General features: G+C 53.0%; 19 protein-coding genes and 1 pseudogene. 16 read left to right on the forward strand and 4 right to left on the reverse strand.

Translation table 11 applies throughout. From position 1 onward, the window contains the following. Window positions 1-181 precede the first annotated feature (181 nt). On the reverse strand, window positions 182-868 hold the full coding sequence (locus KE531_12310; protein MBR9954384.1) for a response regulator: 687 nt from the start codon (window positions 866-868) through the stop codon (window positions 182-184). Further along, window positions 853-2,469, reverse strand: a complete 1,617-nt coding sequence (locus KE531_12315) for a GHKL domain-containing protein (GenBank protein ID MBR9954385.1) — start codon at window positions 2,467-2,469, stop codon at window positions 853-855. Before KE531_12315 ends, KE531_12310 begins: the two co-directional genes overlap by 16 nt. Before the next feature lie 287 nt (window positions 2,470-2,756). Here KE531_12315 and gap point away from each other — a divergent pair, with 287 nt between their 5' ends. From gap to KE531_12385, 14 genes and pseudogenes are all read left to right on the forward strand, one after another. Next, the gene (gene gap / locus KE531_12320) at window positions 2,757-3,773 is read left to right on the forward strand and encodes a type I glyceraldehyde-3-phosphate dehydrogenase (protein ID MBR9954386.1); all 1,017 of its coding nucleotides are present in this window, start codon (window positions 2,757-2,759) and stop codon (window positions 3,771-3,773) included. 73 nt (window positions 3,774-3,846) lie between these two features. Next, the gene (locus tag KE531_12325; protein MBR9954387.1) at window positions 3,847-5,052 is read left to right on the forward strand and encodes a phosphoglycerate kinase; all 1,206 of its coding nucleotides are present in this window, start codon (window positions 3,847-3,849) and stop codon (window positions 5,050-5,052) included. Window positions 5,053-5,074: 22 nt separating this feature from the next. Beyond that, the gene (tpiA, locus tag KE531_12330) at window positions 5,075-5,827 is read left to right on the forward strand and encodes a triose-phosphate isomerase (protein ID MBR9954388.1); all 753 of its coding nucleotides are present in this window, start codon (window positions 5,075-5,077) and stop codon (window positions 5,825-5,827) included. 70 nt (window positions 5,828-5,897) lie between these two features. Further along, window positions 5,898-6,320, forward strand: coding sequence for a DNA-binding protein (locus tag KE531_12335; GenBank protein MBR9954389.1), 423 nt, complete (start codon window positions 5,898-5,900; stop codon window positions 6,318-6,320). A 100-nt stretch (window positions 6,321-6,420) separates the two neighbouring features. Then, window positions 6,421-6,903, forward strand: a complete 483-nt coding sequence (gene greA / locus KE531_12340; GenBank protein ID MBR9954390.1) for a transcription elongation factor GreA — start codon at window positions 6,421-6,423, stop codon at window positions 6,901-6,903. Window positions 6,904-6,929: 26 nt separating this feature from the next. Continuing rightward, complete coding sequence (gene lysS, locus KE531_12345; protein MBR9954391.1) at window positions 6,930-8,900, forward strand: lysine--tRNA ligase; 1,971 nt, start codon at window positions 6,930-6,932, stop codon at window positions 8,898-8,900. A gap of 638 nt (window positions 8,901-9,538) precedes the next feature. Continuing rightward, complete coding sequence (locus tag KE531_12350; protein MBR9954392.1) at window positions 9,539-9,778, forward strand: UDP-N-acetylenolpyruvoylglucosamine reductase; 240 nt, start codon at window positions 9,539-9,541, stop codon at window positions 9,776-9,778. After that, window positions 9,756-10,171 (forward strand): annotated as a pseudogene (locus KE531_12355) (PIN domain-containing protein). The gene KE531_12350 and the pseudogene KE531_12355 overlap by 23 nt, the downstream one beginning before the upstream one ends. 306 nt (window positions 10,172-10,477) lie before the next feature. After that, on the forward strand, window positions 10,478-10,708 hold the full coding sequence (locus tag KE531_12360) for a type II toxin-antitoxin system Phd/YefM family antitoxin (GenBank protein ID MBR9954393.1): 231 nt from the start codon (window positions 10,478-10,480) through the stop codon (window positions 10,706-10,708). Next, on the forward strand, window positions 10,701-10,964 hold the full coding sequence (locus KE531_12365) for a Txe/YoeB family addiction module toxin (protein ID MBR9954394.1): 264 nt from the start codon (window positions 10,701-10,703) through the stop codon (window positions 10,962-10,964). Before KE531_12360 ends, KE531_12365 begins: the two co-directional genes overlap by 8 nt. Window positions 10,965-11,302: 338 nt before the next feature. Then, a complete protein-coding gene (locus KE531_12370; GenBank protein MBR9954395.1) occupies window positions 11,303-11,431 on the forward strand; it encodes a hypothetical protein in 129 nt (42 codons plus the stop codon). Window positions 11,432-11,579: 148 nt separating this feature from the next. Next, the gene (locus tag KE531_12375; GenBank protein ID MBR9954396.1) at window positions 11,580-12,197 is read left to right on the forward strand and encodes a TetR/AcrR family transcriptional regulator; all 618 of its coding nucleotides are present in this window, start codon (window positions 11,580-11,582) and stop codon (window positions 12,195-12,197) included. A 118-nt stretch (window positions 12,198-12,315) separates the two neighbouring features. Beyond that, a complete protein-coding gene (locus tag KE531_12380; GenBank protein MBR9954397.1) occupies window positions 12,316-14,118 on the forward strand; it encodes an ABC transporter ATP-binding protein in 1,803 nt (600 codons plus the stop codon). Next, window positions 14,119-15,861 (forward strand): ABC transporter ATP-binding protein, encoded by a 1,743-nt coding sequence (locus KE531_12385; protein MBR9954398.1) that lies wholly within the window; start codon window positions 14,119-14,121, stop codon window positions 15,859-15,861. It abuts the gene before it with no gap. Window positions 15,862-15,904: 43 nt separating this feature from the next. Here the strand turns inward: KE531_12385 and KE531_12390 are convergent, their stop codons facing one another. Beyond that, entirely contained in the window at window positions 15,905-16,774 is an 870-nt protein-coding gene (locus tag KE531_12390) for a LysR family transcriptional regulator (GenBank protein MBR9954399.1), read from the reverse strand. A 137-nt stretch (window positions 16,775-16,911) separates the two neighbouring features. Between KE531_12390 and KE531_12395 the strand changes: the two genes are divergently transcribed. Together KE531_12395 and KE531_12400 are read left to right on the forward strand one after the other, a co-directional pair. Beyond that, entirely contained in the window at window positions 16,912-17,721 is an 810-nt protein-coding gene (locus tag KE531_12395) for an SDR family oxidoreductase (GenBank protein MBR9954400.1), read from the forward strand. Between the two features lie 111 nt (window positions 17,722-17,832). Beyond that, a complete protein-coding gene (locus KE531_12400) occupies window positions 17,833-18,507 on the forward strand; it encodes a hypothetical protein (GenBank protein ID MBR9954401.1) in 675 nt (224 codons plus the stop codon). 91 nt (window positions 18,508-18,598) lie between these two features. On the opposite strand, the gene KE531_12405 is transcribed toward KE531_12400, so the two are convergent. Continuing rightward, on the reverse strand, window positions 18,599-19,375 hold the full coding sequence (locus KE531_12405; GenBank protein ID MBR9954402.1) for a protein-ADP-ribose hydrolase: 777 nt from the start codon (window positions 19,373-19,375) through the stop codon (window positions 18,599-18,601). Window positions 19,376-19,377 lie beyond the last annotated feature (2 nt).

Genomic DNA, 19,377 nt, shown 5'->3' on the forward strand with positions numbered 1-19,377 from the left:
TTTTTGGGATCAACAATCCCTTTGCCGCAGCCGGAGAAGGAAGATCCCGGGCGTCATGGCCTGCGGCGTGAGATTGTTAAAAAACTATGAAAAAAGCATAAAATAAATCTCGGAGGATGTCAATTTTAGTAAGTAATGACGGGTTTTTGTAACTTTAGTAAAAAGAATGGAGAAAAGAGCGTCAGCCCTCGCCGTACCGGTAGCGGATCGAGGGACGGCCGCCGGTGTTGTAGTCGATGATGCTGATGATTTCGCCGGTGTCTACCATATAGTTGACGTAGCGGCGGATGGTGATCCGGGACAGGTGGATCTGTTCGGCGATCTGCTCGCTTGTAAAATAGGAGTCCCGGTGTTCCTTTAAAAAGCTCTGGATCAGGGCCAGGGTCGATTCGTTTAAGCCCTTTGCGAGGCGCGCAGGCGCATTCTGGGCGCCGGCAGGATGGGCCAGGAGCTGGTCAATGGAATCCTGGTTTAAGTGCGCCTGTTTCTTTTCCAGATATTCCATGGTGTCGGAAAACTTGTCGAGGGCCGCCTTGAATCTGGAAAATTCAAAGGGCTTTACGAGATAGTCGATGACGCCGCGGCTGATAAGGGAGCGGACGATGTCCGTGTCGTTGGCGGAAGTCACCATGATGATGGACGGGGCCTGTCCCATGCCGTGAAGGCGGTCGATGAACTCAGCGCCGTTCATGAGCGGCGTGTAATAGTCCAGGATGATCAGGTCAGCCGTGTGCTTTTTCAAATATTCCAGGGCTTCCGTGCCGTTTTTAAAGACCTTGTCGACGCGGAACGACGGACAGACCTCCGTGTACTGGCGGTTGATGGCGGCCACCATCGGGTCGTCCTCGATGATTATGACGTGATACATGAATCGTTCTCCTTCCTGACGAATGTGAGGGTGAAGAAGGTGCCTTCGCCTTCTTCGGTGTCAATGGAGATTTCCCCGCCGTATTCCTCAATGATCTGATGGATCAGGAACAGGCCGGTGCCGCGCCCGGCGCCTTTGGAGGAAACGCCTTTTTCATAGATATGTTCAAGAAGCTCCGGCGGGATGCCGCGCCCCGTGTCCTCGCAGGTGATGATGCTGCACCCGGGGCTTATGTAGACGCCGAGGGTGATTTCGCGCACCTCTTTCTGGCAGGCGGAAAGCTCTTCGATGGCATTTTCTAAGAGGTTTCCCAGGATTGTGATGTAGGAATTGACAGGCATCAGCAGATCCTTTTCGGCGCAGCGGCTGTCATGGCTTACAGAAAGCAGGATCCCAAGCTCCGCCGCATGCATCATCTTCCCGATGACGAGGGCGCAGATATTGGATTCCCTGAGACAGTCGGCCGTCTGGCGGACAGCCTGGCTGGAAACCAGGTTGCTGTTTACAATGAAGGAAATGGCTTTTTCTGTCTCACCGGTCTGGAGATAGCCGAGAATCACATGGAGCTTATTGAGAAATTCATGGTTGAAGGCCCGCAGGGTGTCCAGCATGCTCTTTGCCCCGGAAAGCTCGTCGGACAGGGCTTCCATCTCCGTCCTGTCGTTTAAAATCATGAGGCTTCCCTGGATGTTGCCCGAGTTTTCAATGGGGATTTCGCTGACAAAGAGCGGGTGCCCGTAGAGTGTATGAGGCATGTGGTAGGAAGCCTCGCCGGTGCGGAGGACAGAGCCGGCCGCCGCAGCCGGGAAAAGCTCGGTAATCAGCCGCCCGCGGAGCCTGGTATTTTCCGGGAAAATCCGCCTTGCCGCATGGTTCGCAAAAAGGATTTTTCCCTCCCGGTCCGCGGCAATCAGGCCTTCCTCCAGGGTATTTAAGACGTCGCTCTGCTTTAAGTACAAATCGAGAAGCTCTTCCGGCTGATGGCCCATGAGCGAGGACTGGAGGAGCCGGACGATACCATGGGACAAAAGGACGCTGACCGGGATCATGGCGCAGAGAATCAGCGCGTAGGGGAGAAGCAGCATCCTGGCCTGTTCTGAGATATAGGAAGTAAAGACGGAGGCGATGACGAAGCCCACGATAGTACCGTCCTGGTCGGTGACGGCATGGAAGGCCCGGCGCTGTGTGCCCCGGGTGCCGAAGCCTGTGGTAATGTAGGGCTCGCTTCCGGCCAGAATGTCATCCTGTTCGCCCTCCACGTAGGTTTCACCGCTTTCCTGCCGGTTCGTATGGTAAAAACGAAGGCCGTTGGCATCGTAGACGGCTAACACGTTGATGTCGGGGAAATACTGATGGATGGCGTCCAGCTCCCGGATGGCCGCCGGATAGGGATAGCCGTCCTTTAACATGGCCGTCACCTGTTCCATGGAGGCCACGTACGCAGCGATGCTGCTGATGTTTTTGTCAAGCTCACGCTTCTGACGCGTCAGTGCAAAGGTCAGGGTCACGCCGAGGGAAAGGGTGAGGAGCGATAGGGAGATGGAGAGAAAGCCGAAAAAAATCTGTTTTTCAAGGGAAAGGCTTCGGATTTTCTGAAGCATGGCGCACCTCCGGGAAGTTTCGTTTTCATCTTCATCAGTATAATGAAAAATGAAGGAAGTTGCAACCGGGAAATCGGAAAGCCAGCCGTCCCGGTGAATAGAAAACGGACTTTCGGCGCATATTTTTCCATGTCGGGGGCCAGGGGGCGGAAAAACATCGGAAAAACAGGAAAAACCGCGGTCACTTTGTAAAAAAGGACTTGCTATTTCCGGAAATATTAGGTACAATAAAACGTAGGTTGATTATAATTTAACAATCACATATATTTTTTAGGAGGAATGAAAGAATGGCAGTTAAGGTAGCAATTAACGGTTTCGGACGTATCGGACGTCTCGCTTTCAGACAGATGTTCCAGGCAGAGGGCTATGAGGTAGTGGCAATCAACGACCTTACCAATCCGGCCATGTTAGCCCATCTTTTAAAGTATGACTCTTCCCAGGGCAGATACGCTCTTGCAGATACCGTATCCGCAGGTGAGGATTCCATCACCGTAAACGGACAGACCATCAAGATCTACGCAGAGGCAGACGCTTCCAAGCTTCCGTGGGGCGAGATCGGCGTAGACGTTGTTTTAGAGTGTACAGGCTTCTATACCTCCAAGACAAAGGCTGAGGCTCACATCAAAGCCGGCGCCAAGAAGGTTGTTATTTCCGCTCCGGCAGGAAATGACCTTCCGACTATCGTATTCAGCGTAAATGAGAACACCCTGACAAAAGAGGACACCATCATTTCCGCTGCTTCCTGTACGACAAACTGCCTGGCTCCGATGGCAAAGGCATTAAATGACTATGCCCCGATCCAGTCCGGCATCATGTCCACGATCCACGCTTACACCGGCGACCAGATGGTTTTAGACGGCCCGCACAGAAAAGGCGACTTCAGACGTGCCCGCGCTGCCGCTGTCAATATCGTTCCCAACTCCACAGGCGCTGCCAAGGCTATCGGCCTTGTTATTCCGGAGTTAAACGGCAAGTTAATCGGCTCCGCACAGCGTGTTCCGGTTCCGACCGGCTCCACCACGATCCTTGTTGCCGTTGTTAAGGGCAAGGACGTTACGAAGGAAGGCATCAACGCCGCTATGAAGGCAGCCGCTTCCGCTTCCTTTGGCTACAATGAGGAAGAGATCGTTTCCTCCGACGTCATCGGAATGACCTACGGCTCCTTATTCGATGCAACCCAGACCATGGTTTCCAAGGTTGACGAGGACACCTATCAGGTACAGGTTGTTTCCTGGTACGACAACGAGAACTCCTACACAAGCCAGATGGTACGCACCATCAAATACTTTGCAGAGTTAGGTTAATGGCTCATAGTAAGAGGCCGGTCATGGATGGCCGGCCTCTTTTGCAATATTTTTTAAAAGGAGATATGGATCCATGTTAAATAAGAAATCCGTTGACGATATCAATGTAAAGGGAAAACGCGTGCTGGTGCGCTGCGACTTCAACGTACCGTTAAAGGAGGGAAAGATCACCGACGAGAACCGTCTCGTGGCTGCCCTTCCGACCATTAAAAAATTAGTAAACGACGGCGGAAAGATCATCCTCTGCTCCCACCTTGGAAAGCCGAAGGGAGAGCCGAAGCCGGAGCTTTCCCTGGCGCCTGTTGCAAAGAGGCTTTCCGAGCTTCTCGGCCAGGAAGTGAAGTTTGCGGCTGACAACGAGGTAGTCGGCCCCAACGCGAAGGCAGCCGTTGAGGCTATGAAGGACGGCGACGTGATCCTTCTTGAGAACACCCGCTACCGCGCCGAGGAGACGAAGAACGGCGAGGCCTTCAGCAAAGACCTGGCTTCCCTCTGCGACGTATTTGTAAACGATGCCTTCGGTACGGCACACCGTGCCCACTGCTCCAACGTAGGCGTGACCCAGTTCGTAGACACCTCCGTTGTGGGCTACTTAATGCAGAAAGAAATCGACTTCCTCGGAAACGCCGTGGAGAACCCGGTCCGCCCGTTCGTTGCCATCTTAGGCGGCGCAAAGGTAGCCGATAAGTTAAACGTCATTTCCAACCTGCTGGAAAAATGCGACACTTTAATCATCGGCGGCGGCATGGCCTACACCTTCTTAAAGGCACAGGGCAAGGAAGTCGGAACCTCCCTGGTGGACGAAACCAAGCTTGACTACTGCAAGGAAATGATTGCAAAGGCAGAGAGCCTCGGAAAGAAGCTGCTTCTTCCGGTGGACACGGCCGTTGTTGCCGAGTTCCCGAACCCCATCGACGCTCCTGTCGATGCGAAGTACGTTTCCGTTGACGCCATGCCGGCAGACATGATGGGCGTTGATATCGGGCCGGAAACATGCGCCCTTTATGTGGATGCCGTGAAGAACGCGAAGACGGTCGTCTGGAACGGGCCTATGGGTATCTTCGAGAACCCGACGTTAGCAGCCGGCACCATCGCCGTTGCAAAGGCTCTCGCTGAGACGGATGCCACGACGGTTATCGGCGGCGGTGACTCCGCAGCAGCCGTGAACCAGCTTGGCTTCGGCGACAAGATGACGCATATTTCCACCGGCGGCGGCGCTTCCCTTGAGTTCTTAGAGGGCAAGGAGCTTCCGGGCGTGGCAGCAGCCAACGACAAATAGATTGTAAAGAGGGGTAAGGAACATGGCAAGAAGGAAAATCATTGCAGGAAACTGGAAAATGAACATGACGCCGAGCGAGGCCGTGGCTCTGGCTGAGACCTTAAAGCCGCTTGTGGCGACAGAAGAGGCCGACGTAGTCTTCTGCGTGCCGGCCATCGACATCATTCCGGTGGCAGAGGCTGTAAAGGGCACCAACATCGCCGTTGGCGCGGAGAACATGTATTTTGAGGAAAAGGGCGCTTATACGGGCGAAATTTCCCCGAACATGCTGACAGATGCCGGCGTAAAATATGTGATCCTTGGCCATTCCGAGAGACGTGAGTATTTCGCGGAGACTGACGAGACGGTCAACAAGAAGGTTTTAAAGGCCTTCGAGCACGGCCTGATCCCGATCATCTGCTGCGGCGAGACTCTGACCCAGAGGGAACAGGGCATCACCATCGACTGGGTGCGCAAGCAGGTGAAGATTGCCTTCCAGAACGTGACGGCAGACCAGGCAAAGCAGGCGGTCATCGCCTACGAGCCGATCTGGGCCATCGGAACAGGAAAGACTGCCACGACGGCGCAGGCAGAGGAAGTCTGCGGCGCCATCCGTGCCTGCATCGGCGAGATCTACGATGAAGCCACGAAGGAAGCCATCCGCATCCAGTACGGCGGCTCCGTAAACGCAGGCAATGCGGCCGAACTGTTCGCTGAGCCGGACATCGACGGCGGCCTTGTGGGCGGCGCGTCCTTAAAGGCTGAGTTCGGAAATATCGTCAATTATAATAAGTAAGAACAGGTTCAGAGGAAAGACGCCCTGCGGCCATGGCCCCGGGCGTCTTTTTAGACGGAGGAGAGGTTTTATGGAGTATCAAAGATTTGGAAATACGATGTTCGTGCGGATTGACCGGGGAGAGGAAATTTTAGAGGAAATGAAAAAGGCGGCCGAGGCGGAACATGTGAAGCTGGCGACGGTGAGCGCCCTGGGCGCTTTAAGCTCCATGGCTGTCGGCGTCTATGACGTGGAGAAAAAGCAGTATTTCGGGAACGAGTTTTCCGGGGCCCTTGAGATTGTGTCCTTAACAGGCACCATCACCACCATGAACGGCGAATATTACAGCCACATCCATCTGGCGGCCGCAGACGATAAGGGGAACGTGTTCGGCGGCCACATGAACAAGGGGATTGTGAGCGCCACCTGCGAGATGGTGATTACGGTCATTGACGGCACCGTGGAGAGGGAAAAGGACGATGTGACCGGGCTTAATCTTTTTAAATTTTTGTAGTCGGCCAGGCTTCTTGACAAGGGGGCATCTTTACGCTATAATACGTTGAATGTATCATAAGGGGCAGTATGCCCCCAGAATTAAAGGAAGGTAAGACGTCATGGCAGATAAGAAGCATATTTTGACTTACGCAGGACTTAAAAAGTACGAAGAAGAACTTCAGGATCTGAAGGTAAACCGCCGTAAGGAAGTTGCCCAGAAAATCAAGGAAGCGAGAGAGCAGGGCGACTTATCCGAGAACGCAGAGTATGACGCTGCGAAAGATGAACAGAGAGATATCGAGGCCAGGATTGAGGAGCTGGAGAAGCTTCTTAAGAACGCCGAGGTTGTAGTAGAGGATGAAATTGAGTTAGACAAGATCAGCATCGGCTGCCAGGTGAAGGTATATGACCTGGAATTTGATGAGGAGATCGAGTTCCGTCTCGTGGGTTCCACGGAGGCCAACAGCCTTCAGAACAAGATTTCCAACGAGTCCCCGGTGGGCCATGCGCTGCTTGGCAGAAAGGTCGGAGACGTTGTGGACGTGGAGACCCAGGCAGGCGTGATCCAGTACCGGGTTCTGGATATCAAGAGAGTCGACTAATTTACCGATAGTGAGGAGAGAAAAAAGTGGCAGAACAGCAGAATCAGAAGGGAAATCATCAGGAGCCGGACTTAAACCAGCTCCTTAAGGTGCGCCGTGAAAAGCTGGCGGAGCTCCAGGCTGACGGCCGGGATCCGTTTCAGATCACGAAGTATGATGTGACGGCGCACAGCATGGACATCAAGGAGCAGTATGCGGAGTTTGAGGGAAAAGAAGTTTCCATCGCAGGCCGCATGATGTCCAAACGTGTCATGGGAAAGGCATCTTTCTGCAATGTGCAGGATTTAAAGGGAAATATCCAGTGCTATGTTTCCAGGGATGACCTGGGTGAAGATGCCTATAAGGATTTTAAGAAGTTAGATATCGGCGATATCGTTGGAATCCGCGGCATCGTGTTCACGACGAAGATGGGCGAGATCTCTGTCCATGCCCATTCCGTGACCCTGCTTTCCAAGAGCCTTCAGATTCTGCCGGAGAAATACCACGGCCTTACGAATACGGATGTGCGCTACCGCCAGAGATATACGGATTTAATCATGAATGAGGACGTGAAGAAGACCTTCGTCATGCGTTCCAGGATCATCAGCTGCATCCGCAGGTACCTGGACGGCCTGGGATTTTTGGAGGTGGAGACGCCGATGCTCGTGGCAAATGCAGGCGGCGCGGCGGCGAGGCCATTCTCGACTCACTACAATGCGCTGGACGAGGATGTGAAGCTGCGCATTTCTCTGGAGCTTTACTTAAAGAGGCTGATTGTCGGCGGTATGGAGCGGGTCTATGAGATCGGGCGCGTGTTCCGCAACGAAGGCCTCGACACGAGACATAATCCGGAGTTTACGCTGATGGAGTTATACCAGGCGTACACCGACTACCACGGCATGATGGATCTGACGGAGAACATGTTCCGCCATGTTGCCATGGAGGTCTGCAAGACGACGGAAATTCCTTACGCCGATGCGGTGATCGACCTTGGAAAGCCTTTCGAGCGGCTTACCATGGTGGACGCCATCAAGAAATATACGGGCATCGACTTTGACGAGGTTAAGACGACCGAGGAAGCGAAGAAGTTAGCTGATGAAAAGGGCGTCAAGTATGAGAAGCGCCATGTCCGCGGCGATATTATCAACCTGTTCTTCGAGGAGTTCGTGGAAGAGCACCTGATCCAGCCGACGTTTATCATGGATCACCCGGTGGAGGTTTCCCCGCTCACGAAGAGGAAGCCGGATAAGCCGGAGTACGTGGAGCGGTTCGAGCTTTTCATCTACGGCCGTGAGATGTGCAACGCTTATTCCGAGTTAAACGATCCGATTGACCAGAGAGAGCGTTTTAAGGCCCAGGAGGCAGCCCTCGCCGCAGGTGATGAGGAAGCAAATACGACGGATGAGGACTTCATGAACGCCCTGGAGATCGGCATGCCTCCGACTGGCGGGATTGGGTATGGGATTGACCGGCTTGTGATGCTGCTTACAAATTCGCCGGCGATCCGGGATGTATTGCTGTTTCCGACAATGAAGTCGTTGGACGCGAAGAAGAGCGATGGGAAGGCGGAAAAAGCAGTGGCAGAAACGGCTTCCGCAACGCCGGCGCCGGCCGCAAGCGTGTCCGCGTCAGGCGTACAGCTTGACCTTTCCAAGGTGAAGATCGAGCCGTTGTTTGAAGACTTTGTGGATTTTGAGACCTTTGCCAAGTCGGATTTCCGCGTGGTGAAGATCGAAGCCTGCGAGGCCGTTCCGAAGTCCAAAAAGCTTCTTAAGTTTACGTTAAACGACGGAAGCGACAGGAAACGGACGATTTTAAGCGGTATCCATGAGTATTACGAGCCGGAGGAGCTGGTTGGGAAGACCTGCGTGGCGATTACCAACCTGCCGACGCGAGTGATGATGGGAGTGCCGTCTGAAGGAATGCTGATTTCCGCCGTGTACGAGTATGACGGACGGGAAGGACTGAATCTGCTGATGTTAGATGATGTGATTCCGGCGGGGGCGAAGCTTTATTAGAAGGAAATTCGTCTGATCTTATTCGTAAGATTTTGTACCAATTTGAAAAAAATCCGTAGGCTTATGAAAACGATTCTGTTTGAAAATGAGTAAGTCGGGAGTGGAGAAGAAATTCAGCCAGATACTGCTGTGGGAAACCGGCGGTATCTGGCTGTTTTTTGTTACACAAGCCTGGTAAGCGGCGTCATACTTGCTTTCAGGGAGCAGAGATTGAATTGCCGGATCTCAGGGAGTATCTTGAAATTGCTATTCACTGAGCAAGGTGTTTAAAAAGGCGGTGAGTGCGCTGCGCTGTTCGGGGTTTAACCGATAGACAGCCGCTAACAGCGGGTCGGTGGAAAGGGTACTGACGGTTTTTTCATCAAAGAAATCGTGCAGTGAGATGCCTAAAGCCTCGCAGATATAGGAGAGGACTTCAACTTTTCAATCGCTTTGGAAGATATCACAGAGGGCGAGGCGGGATAGAACCTTGCCCTTATTTTTATATCTATGTTTTATAAAATCGTTAGCTGGAAAACATTGAAGAGGGGATGATTGTTGTATATAATAATAGTATAAAGGATTTGGAGAGAATTAAGTGGATAGTGACAGAAAATTGTATCGATAACCTATGAAAGGTTGTAGTAGGAGTGATGACGATGACGACACTTAGAAAGAATGCGATGGATTTGCTGGAACAGATGCCGGAAGACAAATTGTATTTTATCGTACAGATTATGCAGGGCGTAAAGGGACTTTATGGAACAGAGAAGCAGGCTGCGAAAGACCAGGCGTTTGAAATGCTGGAAGGTATCAGAAAAAAGGTTCCTGAACTTGATTATGATAAGGAATTAGAAAATTACAGGGAGGAAAAGTATGGGATTTCGGATATTAGTTGATACCAGTGTCCTCCTGGACTACCTGCTGTGCCGGGAACCTTTCGATTCGGCAGCCAGGAGGATCCTGCTTGCATGTAAGCAGGGTGAGGCAGTAGGCTGTATCGCCGCTCATTCCATATCCAATATGTTTTTATACTGAGGAAGGCATTTTGTGTGGAAGAGCGAAAAAATATCTTGAAAAGTGTGTGCGAGCTGTTTGAAGTAGAGGGAATTGATAAGGAAAAAATCCTGGCTGCATTAGCAGACGAACGGTTTTCTGACTTTGAGGACTGTTTGCAGATGGAGTGTGCAATATCTTTTCAGGCAGATTATATTGTAACAAGAAATATTGACGATTTTCGCGGCAGCAGTATTCCGTGCATAGAACCGGACGAATTTTGTAAGCTGCTTTGACGGTGAGCGAGTAATGAGAACGCTGATTAGCGGATGATTACAGACAGAAACTTCCATAGGACTGTACCAATTCTGTGCCATTTTGTACCAAATGGTGGTACAAATAGGGGAAGACAGGATTAGAGAAATCAAAAAAATTCTGATAATGAAGTCGTTGGGCGCGAAAAAGAGCGATGGAAAAGTGGAAAGGGCAGTGGCAGAAACGGCTTCCGTAACGTCAGTACCGGCTACCAGCGTGCCCGCGTCAGGCGTACAGATTGACCTTTCCAAGGTAAAGATCGAAGCCTGGCGAGGGTACGACAAATTATGAAGTTCTACATGGATCGTGTGAACGATGATTATGAAACTCTGGTCGTTACAAGAAAGGATAATCGGAATGTTGTCATGATGTCGGAAGAAGCCTACAATAATTTGATGGAAAACCTTTATGTGATGGGAAGTCAGGCAAATTATGACTGGCTCATGGAGTCGAAAGAACAGTTGGAAAAAGGAATGGCATCCATTCACAGCTTGGTTGAGGCAGACGTGGATGAATAAAGTATTTACGGATAATGGCTGGAAAGATTGTGTGTACTGTCTGACGAAGGACCGAAAAACTTTGAAAAAAATCAACCAGCTGCTTGACGATATCTCAAGAAACGGAAAGGAAGGAATTGGAAAACCGGAGCCGTTGGTTGGAAATTTGTCTGGTTATTGGAGCCGGCGAATCAATGACAAAGAACGTCTGATTTATAAAATTGATGAATCGAATATTTATATTCTGGCGTGCAGGTATCACTATTCTGATTCATAAAAAGTATGCTGGGGTAGAAATATGTTTCATGGAGAATAAGACTATTTGGATTAGGGCATATCTGATTCAAGTGGTTTTTTCTGCTTTTACGATATGGCGTTGAAAAATTTCTGATTTCTGAAAAAATTGTAAGTGCCTTCGACATGGAAAACAGGGGTTTGCTAAACGGGAGATGGAAGGAGAGAAGTTTGATGAGGCAAAACTATGTAAAGGCGTGTATCCAGTCTGTCATTCTTTCGTTTTCCAGTTCAGTTCCGGCGATGGCCGGCTGGGAGCAGGATAACGGCTCTTATCGGTATTGACAGGAAGATGGGAAATACGCGGTTTCTCAATGGGTACTGGATGAGGGCGTTTATTATTACCTGGATTCCAATGGCAGGATGCTTGCGGATACCACAACACCGGACGGGTATCTGGTGGCGTCAGACGGAAGTTGGGTGCAGGAAAAACAGGCGTTGGGTGGATAAGTAAGGACGCCTTATGACAACCAGCCATATTATTTTAAAGAAAAAGATAAATGATAAATATATTCAACATCCCTACTCCATCTTGACAAACCTCTCCCCATAGATGTATTATAAAATTGTTATATATCACTGTTACATGGAGGCTGCCATGGAAGAGAAATCACCCGACACATTAGAAAGGATTCAGCAGGCCGCGCTCGACGAGTTTTCGGAGAAGGGCTTCCTCGGCGCGTCCCTGCGGCAGATCGTAAAGCATGCGGGAGTAACAACCGGCGCCTTTTACGGTTATTTTTCCAGCAAGGAAGCCCTGTTCGCCTCCATTGTAGAGCCGCACGCCGCCGCCCTCATGGGAAAATTCATGGAGGCGCACACGACCTTTGCCGAACTGCCGGAGGAAGAGCAGCCGTCGCATATGGGCGTGGAGTCGGGCGCCTGCATTCACTGGATGGTGGACTATATCTGCGGACACCGGGAGCCGGTGAAGCTGCTTTTGTGCGGAGCTGAGGGTACCGGCTATGAGCATTTCGTTCACAACATGGTGGAGGTGGAAGTGGAGAGCACGCTCAAATACATGGAGACGCTCCGCCGCCTGGGACATGAGATCCCAAACCTCAGCGAATCCCTGTGCCATATCATTGCTAGTGGCATGCTCAACGGTCTTTTTGAAATCGTAATTCACGATATGCCGCGGGAGCAGGCGATGAAGGACGTGGAACAGCTCAGGGAATTTTACACGGCCGGCTGGATGAAGCTCATGGAGCCGTGACAGAAAACGGTGAGGCCGCCCCGCTTCTCAGGCAGGGCGGCTGCGGGTTTTGCACGCAATTTTTTTTGCCTATAAGTTAGCTAAAACTAACTAAAAATATTTTAAGGAGGTAACTCGGATGAAAAAAGAAAAAAAGAGCGATGCGGCAGTCCTGCTAGCATATGCAGGGAGCCGAAGAGGTCTGACCTTTCTGGGGCTGGCGCTGTCGGCAGTCTCCATGCTTTTCAGCATGGCGCCGTATCTCTGCATCTGGCTGGCGGCCAGAGATCTGATCGCCGCAGCGCCGGAGTGGACGAAGGCGCAGAATGTCACCAGATACGGCTGGCTGGCTTTTGCCTTTGCGGTGGGCGGCATTCTCATCTATTTCGCCGGACTGATGTGCACGCATCTGGCGGCCTTCCGCACTGCGTCCAACATCCGGAAGCAGGGCATCGCCCATGTGATGAAGGCGCCCCTGGGATTTTTCGATGCCAATGCGTCCGGCTTAATCCGCGGCCGTCTCGATGCGGCGGCGGCCGACACGGAGACGCTGTTGGCCCACAACCTGGCGGACATTGTGGGCACCATTGTCCTGTTTCTGGCCATGCTGGTGATGATGCTGGTGTTTGACTGGCGTATGGGGGCGGCCTGCCTTCTGGCGGCAGTGATCTCGGTGATTGCCATGTTCTCCATGATGGGCGGGAAAAACGCCGGTATCATGGCAGAATACCAGGCAGCCCAGGACCGCATGACAAAAGCCGGAACGGAATATGTCCGCGGCATCCCGGTGGTGAAGATTTTCCAGCAGACGGTGTATTCCTTCCGGGCGTTCAAGCAGGCCATCGACGAGTACAGCGCCAAAGCCGGGCATTACCAGGGGGCCGTGTGCCGGATCCCCCAGTCGGTCAACCTGACGTTTACGGAAGGCGCCTTTGTATTTTTGGTTCCGGCGGCGCTGTTTCTTGCCCCCGGCGCGCGGGCGGACGGGAGGTTTGCAGGCTTTGCTGCGGATTTTGCCTTTTATGCGGTGTTTTCCTCCATTATTTCCACCGCCCTTGCAAAAATCATGTTTGTCGCTTCCGGAATGATGCTGGCAGGCACGGCATTGGGACGGATTAACCAGGTGATGTGCGCGCCTGTCCTTGAAAAGCCGGAAAACCCGCAGGTGCCCAGGGACAACCGGGTGGAGTTTAAGGATGTGAGCTTCACATACGACGGCGCACAGGTTCCGGCCCTTTCCCATGTTTCCTTTACAGCCGAGCCGGGGCAGACCGTGGCGCTAGTGGGGCCGTCCGGCGGCGGAAAGACGACGGCAGCCAGCCTGATTCCAAGGTTCTGGGATGTGACGTCAGGTGCGGTGGAGGTCGGCGGCGTCAATGTAAAGCAGATAGATCCCCATGTCCTCATGGATCAGGTGGCCTTCGTGTTCCAGAATAACCGCCTGTTTAAGACGTCGATCCTGGAAAATGTCCGGGCTGCACGGCCGGAGGCGACAAGAGAACAGGTACAGGACGCGCTCATGGCCGCCCAGTGCGGGGATATCCTGGAAAAGCTGCCGGAGGGGCTCGATACGCAGATCGGCACCGAAGGGACGTACCTCTCCGGCGGTGAACAGCAGAGGATCGCCCTGGCGCGGGCAATTTTAAAGGATGCGCCCATCATCGTCCTTGACGAGGCCACGGCCTTTGCAGACCCCGAGAATGAGGTGCTGATCCAGAAGGCTTTCCATGCGCTGACAAAGGGGCGCACGGTACTTATGATTGCCCACCGGCTTTCCACGGTGGTGGGCGCCGATAAGATTGTTGTCCTGGATCAGGGGCGCATCGCCGAGCAGGGGACACACGAAGAGCTTGCGGCCGCGGGCGGGCTGTATGCCAGGATGTGGGCCGACTATAACCAGGCTGTCCGGTGGAAAATCACAAGCGAAAAGGAGGCGGAGTAAATGTTTGGGAAAGAGTTTAAACGGAAATATGCGCTGACTGACCAGGGACTGAAAAATACGAAGCAGGGCACCTTCTGGACGGTTCTCGTCAATCTGATTACCATGGGCGGCGTCAGCATCCTGTATCTTGTCATGAGCGCTTTCATGGAAACCCTGACGGAGGGAAAGCCGCTTCCCGGCGCAGTCCCTGTAACCGGCGGCGTGCTCTTATTTGTCCTTTTGTCATTTGTGACCCATTACCAGCAGTACAGGGCCACCTACGGTCTGGTGTACGACGAGGTCAGGGCCACGCGCCTCGGGCTGGCGGAGCGGCTTCGCAGGCTTCCTCTCGGCTACTTCGGAAAGCGGGATCTGGCAGACCTGACGGAAACCATCATGGGGGATGTGAACCGCATGGAGCACGTCTGGTCGCATGTACTGGGGTATCTGTACGGCGCATACATTTCCACGGCTGTCATCGCCGTCTGCCTGCTTTTTTATGACTGGAGACTGGCCGTCGCCTGCCTGTGGGGCGTGCCGGTGGCCTTCGGCCTGCTGTTCGGCAGCCGGAAAATGGCCGGGCGGAGCGCCGAACGGACAAAAAAGGCGGCCGTCCGCGTCTCCGACGGAATCCAGGAGGCCCTTGAAAATATCCGGGAAATCCGGGCCTCCAACCAGGAGGAACGGTATCTGGAAGCACTGAATAAGAAGATCGACGACCATGAAAGGGTCACGATCCGGGGCGAGCTTGGCACCGGGATTTTCGTCAATGCCGCAAGCGTCATCATGCGCCTCGGCGTGGCGACAACCATCCTTGTGGGCGCAGACTTGATCCTTTCCGGAAGCATTGATTTCATGCTGTTCTTCCTGTTCCTGATGGTAATCACGCGCGTTTACGCACCTTTTGATCAGAGCCTGGCGCTGATTGCGGAAATGTTCGTTTCCCAGGTGTCGGCAGACCGCATGAATGAGATTTATGAAACGCCCATTGCAGAGGGCGCGGACGAGTTCCATCCCCAGGGCCATGACATTGTGTTTGAGCATGTATGCTTTTCCTACGATAAAAAGGAGGTTCTCCATGACGTGAGCTTTACGGCGAAGGAGGGCGAGGTGACGGCCCTGGTGGGCCCCTCCGGCTCGGGAAAAAGTACCTGCGCCCGTCTGGCGGCGAGGCTCTGGGATGTCTCCAAAGGCACCATCAAGGTGGGAGGCGTAGATATTTCCGGGGTGGATCCGGAGGTGCTCCTTCGGGATTATTCCATGGTTTTTCAGGATGTGGTGCTGTTTGACGATACGGTGATGGAAAACATCCGCCTGGGAAAGCACGGCGCCTCGGATGAAGAGGTGCGGGCCGCAGCCAGAGCAGCAAACTGCGACGAATTTGTCCGGCGTCTGCCAAAAGGGTATGATACGCCCATCGGGGAAAACGGCGCAAAGCTTTCCGGCGGGGAGCGGCAGCGGATTTCCATCGCAAGGGCGCTTCTTAAGAATGCACCCATTGTCCTTCTCGATGAGGCCACCGCAAGCCTCGATGTGGAGAATGAGACGAAAGTGCAGGGCGCCCTTTCTCGCCTCCTGGCAGGAAAGACCGTGCTGGTGATCGCCCACCGGATGCGGACGGTAGAGGCAGCGGATAAGATTGTTGTCCTGGCAGACGGGAAAGTGGCGGAGGAAGGCTCTCCGGCCGGGCTCATGGAAAAAGGCGGCCTGTACCGCCGGATGGCAGAGCTTCAGAGACAGAGCGCTGAGTGGCGGCTAAAGTAGGAGCTGCTCACGAGACAGCCGGAGAAGCCCGTGGGACTTTGGTTTAGCCGGCGTATTCGGAAGAAAAAACCAGAGGGATCCGATTCAGGAATTCCTGGGCCGCAGGCGTCATGTCGTGGATGTCGTTTGCGAATACGCCGATATCAAAGGAAATTTCCGGCGCGACGGGATATTTTTGATACCCGGCGGCCAGGGTATCCATCGTATATTCGGACAGGATACCGATTCCGACGCCGTCTAAGACCATCTGGACGGCCGTTTCCGCCGTCTGCACCAGGAGAATCTGTTCCGATGGAAGCGGACGGCGGAGCTGTTCCTGGATCGTGTCATAAGCCGGCCGGTTGATAATCAGAAGATCCGGCGGGGCGTTTAAATCCACCGCAGACAGGCCGGGATATTCCCCCGGCAGCATGGCGGCTATGCGGTCGCGGCGCAGCGGGATGGCGTCGAACCGCCCGAAAGGGGAACAGGAGACGGCAAAATCCACGTCGTGCTCTTCGGTCATGCGGAAAATATCCTTTGGCGTGCCCTCCCGGATTTCAACGGTTACGCCTGGGAAGGCGCTGCGGTATTCCTTCAGCGCTTTCGAGAGGACAGTCGACACGAGGGACGTCAGAGCGGCAATCCGCAGGCGGCCTTCGATCAGATGATTTGCCTTGTAGGCCGTCTGAAAAATCCGGTTGTCCAGATCCTCCATCTGCTTTGCCAGAAGCAGAATTTTTTCTCCCGCATCGGTCAAAAGCAGGCCATTCCTTTTGTCGCGGTAGAACAGCCGGACGTCCAGCTCCGCCTCCAGCTTTGCAATGGCGTTGCTGACGGCCGGCTGTGTGACGTACAGGGCTCTGGCTGCCTGGGTAATGCTCCTGTATTCGGCAGCCCTGAGAAACAGTTCCAGATTTCGATTCATCATCATTTGCTTATCTCCATATCATAAAAAACGAATTTTACTTATGATCTATCTTACCATATAATAAAGGCGGAATCAATGGACAGCCGGGATTCGGATTATGCTGTCCCGGAATTTTTAAGAAAGTAAGGAGAGAAGCAGTCATGAAAACAATTTTTATCACAGGTGCATCCTCCGGCATCGGCCGGGAAACAGCCAGGTATTTTGCAGGCCGCGGCTGGCGTGTGATTGCGGCAGTGAGAAATCCCAGGAAAGCGGAGGAACTGACATCCCTTCCAAACCTGGTTGTCATGCCTTTAGACTTGACGAAGCCGGAGGAGATCCGGGAAACCAGCAGGAAAGCCCTGGCGGAGTACGATGTGGATGTGCTGTTTAATAACGCGGGCTACGGCATGATGGGGCCGTTTGAAATGCTGCCGGATGAGGAGATCCGCCGTCTTTTCGATACGGATGTGATTGGCACAATGCTGGTGACGAAGGAATTCATTCCCCATTTTAAGAAACGGAGAGCCGGCGTTATCCTTACGACGACCTCCCTGGCCGGTATCGTCGCGCTGCCCCGCGACGGCGCTTATGGTGCGGCCAAGCGAGCGCAGCAGGGGATGACAGAATCCTTGTACTATGAGCTGAAGCCCTTCGGCGTCAAGGCAGCGGCCCTGATTCCCGGAGGCACGAAGACCAATTTCCAGACTCCTGTCAATATCCTGGACGGCTATGAGGAGCCGGCGGCCAGACAGAGGGAATATTTACTGGACGGCGGCGCTGAATTTCCGGGGCCCGAAGAAGCCGCAGAGACGGTATGGGAGGCTGTAAACGACGGAAAGGATCAGATCAACTATCCCGCAGACCATGTATGCAGGAAGCTTTACGACCAGTACCAGAGCATGAAGCTGGAGGAGTTTAAGCTTTCCTTTTACAGCCGCATTTTCGGCGGCAGAGAGGAGAAAGCATAAGATTTTAACATTCACTCTTTTCAGGACGCCGCATCTGCAATATACTGTATGTAAAAAGGCAGATGGAAAACAGAGCCTGCATTCCATACCGCCGGATGGGAGGCGCATCAGATGACAGAAATGATCGGTTCAGAAAAAGACCTTGCGGCCATGGTCGAAACGTATGGTTTTCTTCCGCTCCTAAAGAACAGCATCCCAGGATTTTCCGTGGAGGAACATACGCCGCCGGAGCTGTGGTTCGCCGACGGTGTGGACGGCCCCTGGGAATGGAAAGGGCCGGTCATAGCGGAAACCGGCTGTGCCTATGGGAAGTTTTTCAGCGGCAAAGCCGGTTTCATCAGCCGGGAGTGGTTCCTGGATTTTGCCAACTACCGCCGGGACGGTTATGATATGGACGCGCGGTACGAGGATGGCCTCGCCCGCCGCCTGGACAAGGCCGTTTACGATGTCCTGGCAGGCAGCACGTCTCTTTTGTCAAAGGAGTGGAGACGGCTTTCCGGCGTAAAAAAGCGGGGCGAATTCGATGGGATCGTGAGCCGCCTCCAGATGCAGGGCTATGTCACAACGGTGGGCTTTGAATACGCAAAAGACCGGTACGGCAATGCCTACGGATGGGGGATTTCCAGGTACGCGGTTCCTGAGACAGCCTTCGGCCGTGAATTTACGGATCATGTGTACGCCAGAGAGCCGGAGGAATCGGGGCAGAGAATAAAAGCGTATCTGACCTCCCTTCTTCCGCAGGCAGGCCCGGGCCAGATCGAAAAGCTGGCGGGAAAGAGACGATAAGAGGGAAGAAAAAGCAGAGCCAGGTATTAGGCGGAGTCTTATAAGGAGAACAAATTGTATTTGTGATATCCCCCATACCGTTTTTGTTCCCTTATGAAGAAAAAATAGACTGATAAATTTGCTCGTCCACATCTTTGAAAACATTGAAAACAACTTTTGCAGGGCAAGCCGCCTGCCTTTTATAATTTTGGACGGTTTGCACCGCTATCTCTGCCGCCTCACGATTGGGATAATGAAATTCTCCCGTAGAAATACAGCAGAAAGCGATGCTCTGCAAATGGTTTTGTCTGGCTAAATCCATACACGAGCGATAACAGGAGATCAGCGTTTCCCGGTCTTTGGGCGTTGGCTGGTGTCCTACGATTGGCCCCACGGTATGAATCACATAGCCGCAGGGGAGATTATAGGCTTTCGTGATTTTCGCACTTCCTGTCGGTTCGTCATGCCCCTGCCGTTTCATCAGCTTTGCACATTCCAAACGAAGCTGCACACCGGCAAAGCTGTGTATGGCATTATCAATACAGCCGTGGCAGGGATAATAGCACCCTGTCATGCCGCTGTTCGCCGCATTCACAATGGCATCTACCCGCAGCGTTGTAATATCGCCTTTCCACAGGTAAATGCCTTTTTGAACCTCATGCAAGGATTCCAATTCCGTGATTCCCTTACTGGCGATCTCCGCTTGCAGATATTCGTCCTGTATCTGTAAAATCTCCGGGGCGATGGGCTGCGGCGGCCGTACATTCATCAAGGCCCGCAGCAGTTGTTTCTGTTCGCCGTAATCAGAAGGGATGGCGATGCCTGTATATTCCTCCCTTTCTGCCAACAACGCCTGAATGAGAAAAATCAATCGCTCACGGTGCGTCATAT

It is taken from the genome of Eubacteriaceae bacterium Marseille-Q4139 (genome assembly GCA_018223415.1).
GTDB lineage: Bacteria > Bacillota > Clostridia > Lachnospirales > Lachnospiraceae > CABSIM01.

Bases quoted from the DNA above. Each gene is read 5' to 3' on its own strand.
- KE531_12365 (MBR9954394.1), top strand. From the start codon at position 10,701: ATGAATAAAGTATTTACGGATAATGGCTGGAAAGATTGTGTGTACTGT.
- KE531_12350 (MBR9954392.1), top strand. From the start codon at position 9,539: ATGACGACACTTAGAAAGAATGCGATGGATTTGCTGGAACAGATGCCG.
- KE531_12325 (MBR9954387.1), top strand. From the start codon at position 3,847: ATGTTAAATAAGAAATCCGTTGACGATATCAATGTAAAGGGAAAACGC.
- KE531_12400 (MBR9954401.1), top strand. From the start codon at position 17,833: ATGACAGAAATGATCGGTTCAGAAAAAGACCTTGCGGCCATGGTCGAA.
- KE531_12395 (MBR9954400.1), top strand. From the start codon at position 16,912: ATGAAAACAATTTTTATCACAGGTGCATCCTCCGGCATCGGCCGGGAA.
- KE531_12310 (MBR9954384.1), bottom strand. From the start codon at position 868: ATGTATCACGTCATAATCATCGAGGACGACCCGATGGTGGCCGCCATC.
- KE531_12385 (MBR9954398.1), top strand. From the start codon at position 14,119: ATGTTTGGGAAAGAGTTTAAACGGAAATATGCGCTGACTGACCAGGGA.
- KE531_12380 (MBR9954397.1), top strand. From the start codon at position 12,316: ATGAAAAAAGAAAAAAAGAGCGATGCGGCAGTCCTGCTAGCATATGCA.
- KE531_12405 (MBR9954402.1), bottom strand. From the start codon at position 19,375: ATGACGCACCGTGAGCGATTGATTTTTCTCATTCAGGCGTTGTTGGCA.
- KE531_12390 (MBR9954399.1), bottom strand. From the start codon at position 16,774: ATGATGATGAATCGAAATCTGGAACTGTTTCTCAGGGCTGCCGAATAC.
- KE531_12375 (MBR9954396.1), top strand. From the start codon at position 11,580: ATGGAAGAGAAATCACCCGACACATTAGAAAGGATTCAGCAGGCCGCG.
- KE531_12315 (MBR9954385.1), bottom strand. From the start codon at position 2,469: ATGCTTCAGAAAATCCGAAGCCTTTCCCTTGAAAAACAGATTTTTTTC.
- gap (MBR9954386.1), top strand. From the start codon at position 2,757: ATGGCAGTTAAGGTAGCAATTAACGGTTTCGGACGTATCGGACGTCTC.
- tpiA (MBR9954388.1), top strand. From the start codon at position 5,075: ATGGCAAGAAGGAAAATCATTGCAGGAAACTGGAAAATGAACATGACG.
- KE531_12335 (MBR9954389.1), top strand. From the start codon at position 5,898: ATGGAGTATCAAAGATTTGGAAATACGATGTTCGTGCGGATTGACCGG.
- greA (MBR9954390.1), top strand. From the start codon at position 6,421: ATGGCAGATAAGAAGCATATTTTGACTTACGCAGGACTTAAAAAGTAC.
- KE531_12360 (MBR9954393.1), top strand. From the start codon at position 10,478: ATGAAGTTCTACATGGATCGTGTGAACGATGATTATGAAACTCTGGTC.